The sequence below is a fragment of the Bradyrhizobium genosp. A genome, assembly GCF_049949275.1.
In the GTDB taxonomy this organism is placed as follows: domain Bacteria; phylum Pseudomonadota; class Alphaproteobacteria; order Rhizobiales; family Xanthobacteraceae; genus Bradyrhizobium.
Map to the genome: position 1 here is coordinate 224497 of NZ_CP188196.1, position 12142 is coordinate 236638.

At 63.0% G+C, this 12142-nt stretch carries 12 protein-coding genes and 1 tRNA gene; 5 read left to right on the forward strand and 8 right to left on the reverse strand.

Translation table 11 applies throughout. The features are described from left to right. Positions 1-108: 108 nt before the first annotated feature. The 3 genes from ACP2YP_RS00965 to ACP2YP_RS00975 form a co-directional block, all read right to left on the reverse strand. Entirely contained in the window at positions 109-231 is a 123-nt protein-coding gene (locus tag ACP2YP_RS00965; RefSeq protein WP_426421803.1) for a hypothetical protein, read from the reverse strand. Then, positions 228-1751 (reverse strand): tyrosine-type recombinase/integrase, encoded by a 1524-nt coding sequence (locus tag ACP2YP_RS00970; protein WP_426421804.1) that lies wholly within the window; start codon positions 1749-1751, stop codon positions 228-230. Before ACP2YP_RS00970 ends, ACP2YP_RS00965 begins: the two co-directional genes overlap by 4 nt. A gap of 164 nt (positions 1752-1915) precedes the next feature. Further along, a tRNA-Leu gene (locus ACP2YP_RS00975) sits at positions 1916-2002 on the reverse strand. Positions 2003-2154: 152 nt separating this feature from the next. Here ACP2YP_RS00975 and ACP2YP_RS00980 point away from each other — a divergent pair. Then, positions 2155-3120, forward strand: coding sequence for a complex I NDUFA9 subunit family protein (locus tag ACP2YP_RS00980; RefSeq protein ID WP_426421805.1), 966 nt, complete (start codon positions 2155-2157; stop codon positions 3118-3120). 170 nt (positions 3121-3290) lie between these two features. Here the strand turns inward: ACP2YP_RS00980 and ACP2YP_RS00985 are convergent, their stop codons facing one another. From ACP2YP_RS00985 to ACP2YP_RS00995, 3 genes are all read right to left on the reverse strand, one after another. Next, entirely contained in the window at positions 3291-4031 is a 741-nt protein-coding gene (locus ACP2YP_RS00985) for an SDR family oxidoreductase (protein ID WP_426421806.1), read from the reverse strand. A gap of 3 nt (positions 4032-4034) precedes the next feature. Then, positions 4035-5366, reverse strand: coding sequence for an FAD-binding oxidoreductase (locus ACP2YP_RS00990; RefSeq protein ID WP_426421807.1), 1332 nt, complete (start codon positions 5364-5366; stop codon positions 4035-4037). A gap of 258 nt (positions 5367-5624) precedes the next feature. Then, positions 5625-6431, reverse strand: a complete 807-nt coding sequence (locus ACP2YP_RS00995; protein WP_426421808.1) for an undecaprenyl-diphosphate phosphatase — start codon at positions 6429-6431, stop codon at positions 5625-5627. Positions 6432-6601: 170 nt separating this feature from the next. Here ACP2YP_RS00995 and ACP2YP_RS01000 point away from each other — a divergent pair, with 170 nt between their 5' ends. Both ACP2YP_RS01000 and queG read left to right on the forward strand, forming a co-directional pair. Beyond that, positions 6602-7294 carry a glutathione S-transferase family protein gene (locus ACP2YP_RS01000; RefSeq protein WP_426421809.1) on the forward strand — a complete coding sequence of 231 codons (693 nt, stop codon included), beginning with the start codon at positions 6602-6604 and terminating at the stop codon, positions 7292-7294. Continuing rightward, a complete protein-coding gene (gene queG, locus ACP2YP_RS01005; RefSeq protein ID WP_426421810.1) occupies positions 7243-8418 on the forward strand; it encodes a tRNA epoxyqueuosine(34) reductase QueG in 1176 nt (391 codons plus the stop codon). Before ACP2YP_RS01000 ends, queG begins: the two co-directional genes overlap by 52 nt. Positions 8419-8481: 63 nt before the next feature. Here the strand turns inward: queG and ACP2YP_RS01010 are convergent, their stop codons facing one another. Then, entirely contained in the window at positions 8482-8949 is a 468-nt protein-coding gene (locus ACP2YP_RS01010) for a nuclear transport factor 2 family protein (RefSeq protein ID WP_426421811.1), read from the reverse strand. A gap of 274 nt (positions 8950-9223) precedes the next feature. Here ACP2YP_RS01010 and ACP2YP_RS01015 point away from each other — a divergent pair, with 274 nt between their 5' ends. Then, entirely contained in the window at positions 9224-10378 is a 1155-nt protein-coding gene (locus ACP2YP_RS01015) for an IS481 family transposase (RefSeq protein WP_426419917.1), read from the forward strand. Positions 10379-10442: 64 nt separating this feature from the next. Here ACP2YP_RS01015 and ACP2YP_RS01020 read toward each other — a convergent pair whose 3' ends face one another. After that, entirely contained in the window at positions 10443-11231 is a 789-nt protein-coding gene (locus ACP2YP_RS01020) for an alpha/beta hydrolase (RefSeq protein ID WP_426421812.1), read from the reverse strand. Positions 11232-11482: 251 nt separating this feature from the next. Here ACP2YP_RS01020 and infC point away from each other — a divergent pair, with 251 nt between their 5' ends. Continuing rightward, positions 11483-12022, forward strand: a complete 540-nt coding sequence (gene infC, locus ACP2YP_RS01025) for a translation initiation factor IF-3 (protein WP_148778009.1) — start codon at positions 11483-11485, stop codon at positions 12020-12022. The last annotated feature ends 120 nt before the right edge of the window (positions 12023-12142 follow it).

The window sequence follows — 12142 nt, forward strand, 5'->3', positions numbered from 1 at the left end:
TTCGCGAATGAATCCTACGCCATCTCGTCCTGCATCTGCCGCTTCCGGCCTACGCGGCCATCGCGGATCTTGGCCGCCACGACCTGATACCGCGGAAGCTTCAGTATCCTAGAACATGACGTCAAGCGGCACTTCGCCGTACTCCGCGGCGGCTTCCTCCATCACCAGCGAGGCCGTCGTGTCCCGTAGCGCAGCCGCCGACTTGATCCTGCAGATGCCCACAGCCGTCAACTAACGTCTATGTTTGGGAACCGGTCGACGGCCTTCGCCTTCGCAGCAATGGTTACGTCCCCGTAGTCCTCAGAAGCATTGCGCGGCGCGTGGCCCTGTATGGCGTCCAGCACGCGCATGGCCACCTCTTGCTCAATGCCGATGGTCTTAAAACGATGGCGCCAGCCATGGCTCGGATCAACGTTCGGGTCCTTCACAACTTCACGCACGAAGGCATTCACCTTATTCCGCGCTGTCTTCACCGCCCTGCGAACGCCAAGATCCCCGGCTTTGGGGTCGATGAATAAATAGCCACTTGAGGACCTCTCATAAAACTCTGGAAAACCTTCCTCGATGATCTGTCGATGCAGCACCACGTCTCTGGCTTCGTCCGTCTTCACGGGGCCAGCCTCGGGCGTCACGTGCACGACCCAATCTTTGCCTTCACGGCGAACGTCCTCTTTGCGAAGCTGAAGCATCTCGCCCACCCGCGCTCCTGTGAAGGCACACAACCACGGCACCCACCGTTTGGCCAACGCCAGCTTCGGAGCAGCTCTCCCAGCAGCAGAATTCCGGGCGTGCTTGAGAATGGCGGACGCTTCTCGGTCGTAAAATCCCTTTGACCTGAGTTTGCGCGGTTTGCCGACCTTGATGGTAAGTCCTTCGGCAGGGTTGGAGTGCATACGGCGGTTCATGACCGCCCAGCCAAACACCGTCTTTAGGCCGGCTAAGTCACTATCCTTCACGGTCTTCGCACTTGCGCCGCCCTGCAGCCGATGATCCTTGAAGCGGACGATGTCCTCCGGCGTTACGCGGCCCGCCTCGTCATGCTTCAGGAAGGCCACGAGCTTCATCATCGATTTCTGATAACTCTCATAGGTACTCTGCTTGCGACCGGCGGCCTTCGCCTCCTTCCACCAATCCTCGACCAACGCCGATAGCGACCCGTTCGAGGAGCCAGGCTCTAAGGCTGTCTTTCCTCGCTCTGCCGAAGCATTCCTTTGCGGGAACGGAATTGCTTGGGAATCGGGCGAGTATCCGCCTTCGCCTCTTGCCAGTTTTGTCAAAAGTACGCTGGCGCGCTGCATGGCAGCGCCCAGTGCGCGGGCCATGGTTCGGCGATTCTCGAAATTGATAAAGGTCCCGTTGGCCGTCAGATAGCCGTCAGCGGCATCCAAACACGCCTGTTCCATCCGGAAAATCTTGTCCTCCGGCAATTCCGGGGCGCCATCCAACACCCGCTGAGACGCAGCAAGTCTCTGCTCCCTTGTCTGTGGGGGGCCAAACAGCCGATCTCCGGCCACGACATCCCAACCGGTCTGTTGGCTTGGGTTATCCCTGTACATCTGCAGCCACTGATCGTAGGCGACGAGGGCAAGTTGATGCGCCTCACGCTCAGCCAGAAGTTTTGGCCCTGCGCGTAGGTTGGCCCACCGAGCCTCGAGCTCGGCAAGCGCCTTCGCGAAGCGCTGTTTCGCCTCGCCTGGATCGCGGGTTTGAAGGCTTACTTTCTCCTCGCGCTTGCCGACGATCTTGCGCAAATCGTCAGGAACAGCCTTTCGGAGCTGATAGATTCCAGTTTTGGGATGCTTCCACGGACGCGACATAGCCAACGGCAATTGTACCACCCTTCTGTACCACTGAGGAGCGGGTAAGCCGTTGAATCTGCTAATTTGCTTTGGATTTCACGCTCTTAGAAGAGCGATGGTGCCCAGGAAAGGACTCGAACCTTCACGGCCGTTAAGCCACTGGCACCTGAAGCCAGCGCGTCTACCAATTCCACCACCTGGGCATGCCGTTTGGGGCACGGAGGCGGTTACTACGGTTCGGTGACGCGGTTGTCAATTCATGGTTCGGCTTGCCGATTGCGCATTGCAAACCGGGCCGATACAAGCCTGATAACACGCACTCTTCCCGCAGGAACGCACCCCAGGAATAGATCTCATGGCATCGAATCTGGAAACTCTCGTCACGGTTTTCGGCGGATCGGGGTTTTTGGGCCGGAATGTCGTCCGCGCGCTGTGCCGGCGGGATTATCGGGTCCGGGTCGCGGTGCGGCGGCCGGAACTGGCCGGATACCTCCAGCCCTCCGGCAAGGTCGGGCAGGTCCACACCATCCAGGCCAATCTGCGCTACCCGGCCTCGGTCGAGGCGGCGGTGCGCGACTCGGATGTCGTGATCAATCTGGTCGGCATCCTCACCGAGAGCGGCGGGCAGACCTTTGACGCCGTCCAGGCCAAGGGCGCCGAGACCGTCGCCAAGGCGGCGGCCGCCGTCGGCGCGCGCATGATCCATGTCTCGGCGATCGGCGCCGATGCCGAATCGCCCTCGCGCTATGCCAAGGCCAAGGCGGCCGGCGAGGCGGCTGTCATGGCGGTCGTGCCGTCGGCTACCATCTTCCGTCCCTCCGTGATGTTCGGCCCCGAGGACCAGTTCACCAACCGCTTTGCGGCGCTGGCGCGGCTGTCGCCGGTGCTGCCGCTGATCGGCGGCGAGACCAAGATGCAGCCGGTCTATGTCGGCGACGTCGCCACCGCGATTGCCGATGCGGTCGACGGCAAGGCCAAGGCGGGCGCCACCTACGAGCTCGGCGGGCCGGAAGTGCTGACCATGCGCGAGATCATCGAGGCCATCGTCGAGATCGCCGATCGCAAGCCGACGCTGGTGCCGCTGTCGTTCCGCCTCGCCCGCCTCAAGGCCGCCTTCCTGCAATTCGCCCCGGGGGCGCTGAAGCTGACGCCGGACCAGGTCACGCTGCTCGAACGCGACAATGTCGTGTCGGATGCGGCGAAGGCCGCAGGGCTGACGCTGGAAGGGCTCGGCATTGCGGCCGATTCGCTGGAAGCGATCGCCCCGCAATATCTCTGGCGTTTTCGCGCCGCGGGCCAGTTCCAGCGCAAGAGCGCGTGAGGTTTCTTCTTAACCTCGCCCCGCTTGCGGGGAGAGGTCGGATTGCGAAGCAAGCCGGGTGAGGGGGTACAGGTCTCTCGACCGCCTCGCGTGTGGAGAGAGGCCTCTCACCCCAACCCTCTCCCCGTAAGAACGGGGCGAGGGAGCAGACTGCCGCCGTGGCTGCAAACTCAAAACTTCAGCTTCTTGAACACCGCCTCCGGCAGCGTCTTGATGATGAGCATCACGAGACGCCATTTGCCGCTGACATAGACGACGTCGGTCTTCTTCTCAACGGCGCTGAGGATCGCATCGCCCACGACCGGCGCGTCGACGGTGAGCGGGCCGATCAGCTTCATGCCTTCCGTCATCTTGGTGCGGACGAAGCCGGGTTTGACGGTGACGACGTGCACGCCGGCGCGGCTGGCGCGGGCGCGCAGGCCTGACAGGAAGGCGGAGAAGCCGGCTTTCGCCGAGCCGTAGACATAGTTCGAAGCGCGGCCGCGATCGCCTGCGACTGACGACACGCCGACAATCGTGCCATTGCCGCGCGCCAGAAACTTTTCGGCGAACAGGCCGAGGATCAGCGACGGACCCTCGTAGTTCGAGCGCATGATCGTGGTGGCGTGGGCGAGGTCGCTCTCGGCATTTTGCTGGACGCCCAGCAGGCCGACGATCGAGACGACGACATCAGGCAATACGGGAAGGCCGGCGACAAAGCCGTCAAATGAGGCGGTGTCGAGCACATCGAATGTCCACGTGCTCGCTTCGACACTGTAGCGCGCGCGCAGATCCGCCGCGTCAGGCTCCAGCGCGGCGGCATCGCGGCCTGCGAGGCCGACATCGTATCCGGCCTTGGCAAAGGCGCGCGCCGCGGCGCGGCCGATATCGGAGGAGCCACCGAGCACCAAAACGGTCTTGCGTGACGTCACGGCTTAAACCTCATCGAACAGGCGTTGTGAAAGTTTCGAGCGGATAGCCCCAGTTGGATCGAGCGATTTGCGGATCGCGTTGAAGCGCGGCAGCGCGGGATAGCCGGCCTCGAACGTCGCGCGCGACTGGCGCGCATCCTTGGCGAGATAAAGCCGCCCGCCGGCGGCGACGACGAGACGGTCGATCTCGTCGAGGAAATTCAGGATGTCGCCCTTCACCGGGAAATCCAGCGCCAGCGTGTAGCCGGGCAGCGGGAATGACAACAGGCCGTCACCATGGCCGAGCTTTTTCAGCACCGCGAGGAACGAGGCATCGCCGCGCTTCGAGACACGATCGAGGATGTCGCCGAGCACGGCGCGCGCACCAGCCTCCGGAATCACGCATTGATGCTGCAGGAAGCCACGCCGTCCGTAGATGCGATTCCAGTCGGCGATGCTGTCGAGCGGGAAGAAATACGGGTAGAGCGAGACCACATGGTCGCCGCCGGCGCGCCTTGCACCCATGCGGTAGTAGAGCTCGTTGAAGGCCCGGATGCTGTATCGGTTGAGCGTCATCGACGGCAGGTCAATCGGCACGGCGAGCCCGGGATTATTGCCGATTGGAAAGCGATCGGCGCCTCCGGCAAGCTCGTCGGCGCTTGCGTGCTCACCGAGATAGATCAGCGAGCGGCCGAGATTGCGCCCGCGCGCCACGCAATCGATCCACGCCACCGAATAGGTCGCGGCATCGCTTGCCTCGAGCGCGCGCAGCGCAGCGTCGAGATCGGATGCGGAGATCACGCGCTCGCGGATCCAGCCGGTCTCGACGGGACGCAGCCGCATCGTGGCTTCGAGGATGAATCCGGTGAGGCCCATGCCGCCGACAGTCGCGAAGAAGGCATCGGAATTTTGCTCGCGCGAGACCTCGATCGTCTCGCCCTGCCCGGTGCGCAGCGAGATGCTGTCGACATAGCGGCCAAAACCGCCCTCGCCATGATGGTTCTTGCCATGCACGTCGGCAGCAATCGCGCCGCCGATCGAGACGAAGCGTGTGCCGGGCACCACGAAGGGCAGGAAGCCGCGCGGGCCAAAGGTGTCGATGAGGTCAGACAGCAGCACGCCGGCTTCCAGGCGGATGCGGCCGGTTGCCGGATCGAACGACCTGACCCGGTCGAACCCGGTCATGGCGATGGTCCTGACAGCGCCGATCGCGGCATCGCCATAGGCGCGGCCATTGCCCCGGGCCACGGAGCCGGTCACATTGGCGACGGCCTCGCCCACGGCCTCGAACGACCGCGGCCGCAGCACTTCGCTATCGACGACCGGGAAGCGCCCCCAGCCGCTGACGACGGTCATCGTTCAGCTCCGCCTGCGGGCCATCCCGCTCCGGACACTGCTTACCGGTCAAAAGCTGATATTGCGTTGAGGCGCGTCAGCGACTTTGCGGCAGTTGGAGCCGGTGTCCACCTCTCCCCGGTGGGGAGAGGTCGGATTGCGCAGCAATCCGGGTGAGGGGCCGCGGCACCCAGTAACACCAGAACCCCTCACACGGATCGCATCTGATGATGCGATCCGACCTCTCCCTACGGGAGAGGTGAAACGAAACGCTCCAGCCTAATGGCCGAGCGCCAGCGCGATCAGGCCGAGGGTGCCGATGATGACGCGCCACCAGGCGAACACCATGAAGCCGTGGCGGGTGACGTAGCCGAGGAACGCCTTCACCACGATGATCGCGGTGATGAACGACACCACGAAGCCGATCGCAACGATGCCCATGTGGTCCATCGTCATCTCGGAGCGGTTCTTGTAGAAATCGTAGGCGAACGCGCCGATCATGGTGGGGATGGCGAGGAAGAACGAGAACTCAGCCGCCGCCCGCTTGTCCGCGCCCAGAAACATCGCGGCAACGATGCTGGCGCCGGAACGCGACACGCCCGGGATCATCGCGATACACTGGGCGATGCCGATATAGAGGTACATCGGCAGCGGAAACTTGGTGGCGTCATGCTCGCGCGCCTTGAGATCAAGCCGATCGACCCACAACAGGATTGCACCGCCGACGATCAGCGAGAAGCAGACCACCCATGGACTGAACAGCACGCTCTTGATGTATTTGCCGGCGACGAGGCCGACGACCACAGCAGGCAGGAACGCGACCAGCACGCCGATCACGAAGCGGCGAGCATAGGCATCGCCCGTGAACATGCCAATTGCGACGTCCCACAACTTCTTGAAGTACAGCACGACGATCGCGAGGATCGCGCCGAGCTGGATCAGAACCGTAAACGAATCCCAGAAGGCGCCCTCGCCGAGGCCGAAGAAGCGCTCCGCAAGCAGCAGGTGGCCGGTCGAGGAAACGGGAAGGAACTCGGTCACACCCTCGATGATGCCGAGGATCACTGCCCGTATTGCATCTGACATATTTACGGTCCATTTCCGCTGAAAAAAGCGGGGCCCTTCTCGCCTATTCGCCTCTTTGCTGCAATCGCAAAATGCACCATCACGCCCTTGCCTCGCGGTTTTGAAGGACTAGTGTGGCGCCGCACAAACATTGATGGATTCTTAATCACCATCAAATAGTCAAAGGCTTCATGTTTACGCTGTTTCATCATCCGTTCTGTCCGCATTCTCGCTTCATTCGTCTGATCGCGGGCGAATACGGGCTCGAGCTGAAGCTGGCCGAGGAGCGCAGCTGGGAACGGCGCGAGGCATTTCTGCTGCTCAATGCGGCCGGCACCACGCCTGTCATGGTGGACGACGAACAGCCGCCGATCCCGGGCGCGGCCATCATCGCCGAATATCTCGACGAGGCCTATGGCGCCGAGATGGGTTCCAAGCGCCTGATGCCGGAGACGATCGCCGAGCGCGTCGAGGTGCGCCGGCTGATGGCCTGGTTCAACGAAAAATTCTTCGAGGAAGTCTCCCACCCGCTTGTCACCGAGCGCATCTACAAGCGCTTCATGAGCGAGGATAATGGCGGCGGCCCGCCCTCGCCCGACGTGATGCGCGCCGCCAAGGCCAACGTGCGCTATCATCTCGCCTATATCGGCTGGCTGGCGCAGACGCGTAACTTCCTCGCCGGCGACCGGCTCACTTACGCGGATATCGCCGCCGCGGCGCATCTCTCGGCGATCGACTATCTGGGCGACGTGCCATGGAGCGAGGACGACGCAGCAAAGGCGTGGTACGCGCGGGTGAAATCCCGCCCGTCGTTCCGTCCGCTGCTGAGCGAATGGCTGGCGGGCGTGCCGGCGTCGCGGACCTACGTGGACCTGGATTTCTGAACTCCGATCCGACTGAACTGAAGGCGGCGCTGGCGCGCGAAGCGCAAGCGCTCGGCTTCGACTGCATCGGGATCACCGAGCCGGGCACGATCGAGAACGCCGGAAAACATTTCCTCGAATTCATCGCCTCCGGCGGCTATGGCGACATGGACTGGCTCGCGAACCAGCCGGAGCGCCGCATCGATCCGCGCGGGCTGTGGGCTGACGTCCGCTCGGTGATCATGCTCGGCGTCAATTACGGCCCTGACCAGGATCCGCTCGCGATCCTGCAGCAGCGCACGCGCGCGGCGATCTCGGTCTATGCGCAGGGCGACGACTATCACGACCTCATCAAGAAACGCCTGAAGGCGCTGGCGCGCTGGCTGGTCGCGACCGCGCCGTCGGAAGTAAAGGTGTTCGTCGACACCGCGGCGGTGATGGAGAAGCCGCTCGCGCAGGCCGCCCATCTCGGCTGGCAGGGCAAGCACACCAATCTCGTCTCGCGCGAATTCGGCTCATGGCTGTTTCTCGGCGCGATCTACACCACGCTCGAATTGCCGCGCGACGATGCCGAGATCGATCATTGCGGCTCGTGCCAGGCCTGCCTCGACATCTGCCCGACATCAGCGTTCCCCGCGCCCTACAAGCTCGATGCGCGGCGTTGCATCTCCTATCTCACCATCGAGAACAAGGGGCCGATCCCGCACGCATTTCGCAAAGCCATCGGCAACCGCATCTATGGCTGCGACGATTGCCTCGCGGCATGTCCCTGGAACAAGTTTGCGCAGGAGGGCCGTGAAGCCAAGCTTGCTGCACGCGACGAGCTGCGCGCGCCTGGTCTTGCTGAACTTTCACAGCTCGACGACGCGACGTTCCGTGCGCTGTTCACGAAGTCACCGGTCAAGCGCATCGGTCGCGATCGCTTCTTGCGCAACGTGCTGATCGCGATCGGCAACTCAGGCGATGTGACGCTGGCGGACGAAGCGCGGCGATTGCTCGACGATGCGAGTCCGCTGGTGCGTGGAGCGGCGGTGTGGGCGTTGGGGCAGTTGGTGTCGCGGGACGAGTTTGATGCGATGAAGGTTGCCGCGATGAGCAACGAGCGCGACGAGTCCGTGCGCGCGGAGTGGGACCCCGTCTCCTAACGCTCCACTGTCATGCCCCGGCTTGACCGCCCCACAAGGGGGACGGAATGAGAGAGCAGTGCATCACGCCAAATGCCGCTTCATCTCCGGCCGCGCCTTCAGCTCGGCGCCCTGCTTGCCGACGATCTTCGCAATCCGCTCCGGCGCAAACTTCAGATCGACAAACGCAGGCGCGGTGTTGGCGACCTCGTGATAGCTGACGATCATGCCGTCGCGCAGCGTCATGATCGCAACGCCCTCGAACATCGCCCGCGCGCCGTTCGCTTCCGGCAGGATCGATTTGTAGCTGAAGGTGTAGCGCGCATAGAGCGTGGTGCCGTTGCTGACGGGGTCATGCATGTCCCAGCGGAAATCGGTCGCCGTGCGATAGAACCAGTCGTCGACCATCGCGGCGATTTTTTCGCGGCCCGCAAACGCGCCATAGAACACGTCGTGATAGACGCCGTCCTCGGTGAACAGGTCGGCAAAGGCACGGCCGTTGCGCTGTTCGACGGCGTCGCAGAAGGCGCGCAGCATGGCGAGGGTGGTCATTGAATCGCCTCCCGGTGCTTCATGTTGTGCCCTCTCCCCTTGTGGGAGAGGGCAGCTCCGTTCGTGGACACGCATTCACTTGGGTGAGGGGTCTGTCTCCGCGGAAAGAACCCCTCATCCGCCTTGCCTTCGGCAAGGCACCTTCTCCCACAAGGGGAGAAGGGAGGAAGATGTCCAGACCGGATAGATAGGTAACACAGTAGACCGGATGGATGGGTGACAGTTCTCTGTCGGCTGGGAGGATCAGCCGATGCCTTGGCGAGAGAGCTGCGCAATGGACCAACGGGTTAGCTTCATCGCGGATCAGCGAAGCGGATTGTGGACGATGACGGAGCTTTGCGACCGCTACGAGATCAGTCGCAAGACCGGCTACAAATGGTTGGAGCGCTACCGGTTGGAAGGGCCTGGAGGGCTTGCGGATCGCTCGCACGCCGCGCAGGTGCATGGGCGCGCGACGCCGCAGCACATCGTTGATGCGATTGTGGGGCTGCGGCTCGAGCGGCCGAGCTGGGGGCCGCGCAAGATTGTGAGCAAGCTTGAGGCTTGCCAAGGGGATGTCGATTGGCCGTCGGCCTCGACGGCGGGCGAGATCCTCAAACGGGCGGGACTGGTTAGCAGCCGTCGGGTTCGGCGACGTGCGCCGCCGCGCATGGGGCAACTGACGGTGCCTCAGCATGCCAACCATGTATGGGCCCTCGATCACAAGGGCTGGATCCGACTGGGCGACGGATCTCGGGTTGAACCTTTCACGGCGACCGATGGCTTCAGCCGCTATTTGATTAGTTTGGCTGCGACGGGCAGCACGCAATATTCCGAATGCCAACCGCTGCTGGAGCGGGCGTTTCGCGAGTACGGCTTGCCGCAGATCATCTGCTCCGACAATGGCTCGCCGTTCGCCTCGACCGGGACCACGGGCCTGACGGCGCTGTCGGTATGGTGGATCAAGCTCGGCATCCGGCATGAACGGATTGATCCTGGCCATCCGCAGCAGAACGGCCGACACGAGCGTTTTCACCTCACGCTTCTGGAAGCCATGCGGCCACCGCCGCCAACCCGGGCCGCGCAGGCCCGTCGCTTTGCGGCTTTTGTGCGCGACTACAACGAAGAACGGCCACACGAGTCGCTTGGCCAGCGCCCTCCTGCAACCGTCTATCAGCCCTCGCCCCGTGAGATGCCAAGGCGGCTTCCAGAGCCCGATTATCCAGCCGAAGCCGCGGTGCGTCAGGTCCGCTCCAACGGCGAGATCAAATGGCGTGGCGACCTCATCCACATCTGCAGCGCTCTTGACGGTGAAGCAGTTGTCGTCGAGGAAACCGAGGACGGATACTGGCAAGTGCGCTTCTTCGACGTGCCGATCGGCATCATCGACCAGCAAACACGCAAGCTGCGGCGCTGTGCTAGCACAGCGCCGCAGCCGACCAAATCATGAACGAGTGTCACCCATCCATCCGGTCTATTGTGTTACCTATCCATCCGCTGGACAAAGAGACACTTCACCCGATCTCCGCTACCGCGGCAAGAATGCGCGCGATGTCCTGCGGGCGCGACAGGCGGTGATCGCCGTCCTGGATCATGGTGAGCACGACGTCATCGGCCGGCAGGCGATGCGTCAGCGCGAAGGCGTGTTGCCACGGCACGTCCGGATCCTGGGCGCCTTGCAGAATTCGGACGGGACAGCCGAGATCGATGGCGCTGCCGAGCACGAGATGGTTGCGCCCCTCCTCGATCAGCTTGCGCGTGATCGGATAGGGCGTGCCGTCGCCATATTCGGATGGCCTGAGCCAAAAACCCCTGGTCTCGATCTCCAGCTTCACCTCGGGTGAAAAATTCTTCCACATCAGCTCTTCGGTGAAGTCGGGCGCCGGCGCGATCAGCACGAGGCCCGCCAGCGATGCCGTTCCCGAACGCCTCTTGATCTCGCGCGCGAGCAGCAGCGCCATCCAGCCGCCCATGGAGGAACCGATCAGGATCTGCGGACCGGTGCAGAAGCGCTCGAACACCGCGACGCTGTCCTCGAGCCAACGACCGATGGTTCCGTCGGCGAAATCGCCGCTGGATTCACCATGGCCGGAATAGTCGAACCGGACCACGGCACGGCCATGCTCTGCAGCCCAGCCGTCCAGCGCCACCGCCTTGCCGCCCTGCATGTCGGACTTGAAGCCGCTGAGCCAGACCAGGCCGGGCGCCTGCCCGGCGCGGCGGCGCACCGCGATCCGGCGCGCTGACGCGCCCTCGCCGACCTCGATGAAGTCGAGCACGGTATCGGGAATTGCTGATGTCATGGAACGTTACTCTGGCTGTGCGGTTTGAGCTGTCCGGGCGCGTCTCGCGACGCAACCCTATATTGGCATTGTCCCTTTGGGACGCTTGCGGAACAGGGGCAAGGTGTCTATGTCGAGCACCGTGCCGATGGGCGTGGCCAAAATGTCTCGCATTTGAGGGTTTTTCGCCTCTCGCACGAGCGACTTGCTTGCCGGCACACGCATCTTCCTTCAAAATAGCCGCTTCCTTTCACAACTTTGGAGAACCACCCATTCGCCGTCCCAATAGAGCCCCGGCCCCTGCCGCCAAAGACGGGCCGCGCATCAATGATGATATTCGCAATGCGCAGATCCAGCTGATCGACCAGACCGGTGACAACAAAGGCACCGTCGAGACGATGCTTGCCATCAAGATGGCCCAGGAAGCTGGCATGGATCTCGTCGAGATTTCGCCGAATGTCAGCCCTCCCGTCTGCAAGATCATGGATTACGGGAAGTATAAGTATTCCGCCCAGAAGAAAGCCGCCGAAGCCCGCAAGCGGCAGAAGACCGTCGAAATCAAGGAGATCAAGCTCCGCCCGATGATCGACGATCACGATTATGACGTGAAGATGCGTGCGATGCTGCGGTTCTTCGAAGAGGGCGACAAGGTCAAGATCACCCTGCGCTACCGCGGCCGCGAAATGGCGCACCAGGAGATCGGCACCAAGCTGCTGGACAAGATCAAGACCGACGTCGCCGAGCTCGCCAAGGTCGAGCAGGACGCCCGGTTCGAAGGCCGCCAGGTCGTCATGGTGCTGGCGCCGCGCTGACGGCCTGCTCACTGCAGGACTCAAGAATTCAACGGCCCGTCCGGATTGTCCGGCGGGCCGTTTTGTTTTGTCGAGATGCAAGCCGCGAAGTCGGTGCACCTCTCCCGCTTGCGGGAGAGG

Coding starts and splice junctions, on each gene's coding strand:
- ACP2YP_RS01015 (WP_426419917.1), top strand. CDS start 9,224: ATGGACCAACGGGTTAGCTTCATCGCGGATCAGCGAAGCGGATTGTGG.
- queG (WP_426421810.1), top strand. CDS start 7,243: ATGGCTGGCGGGCGTGCCGGCGTCGCGGACCTACGTGGACCTGGATTT.
- ACP2YP_RS00980 (WP_426421805.1), top strand. CDS start 2,155: ATGGCATCGAATCTGGAAACTCTCGTCACGGTTTTCGGCGGATCGGGG.
- ACP2YP_RS01000 (WP_426421809.1), top strand. CDS start 6,602: ATGTTTACGCTGTTTCATCATCCGTTCTGTCCGCATTCTCGCTTCATT.
- ACP2YP_RS01010 (WP_426421811.1), bottom strand. CDS start 8,949: ATGACCACCCTCGCCATGCTGCGCGCCTTCTGCGACGCCGTCGAACAG.
- ACP2YP_RS01020 (WP_426421812.1), bottom strand. CDS start 11,231: ATGACATCAGCAATTCCCGATACCGTGCTCGACTTCATCGAGGTCGGC.
- ACP2YP_RS00995 (WP_426421808.1), bottom strand. CDS start 6,431: ATGTCAGATGCAATACGGGCAGTGATCCTCGGCATCATCGAGGGTGTG.
- ACP2YP_RS00990 (WP_426421807.1), bottom strand. CDS start 5,366: ATGACCGTCGTCAGCGGCTGGGGGCGCTTCCCGGTCGTCGATAGCGAA.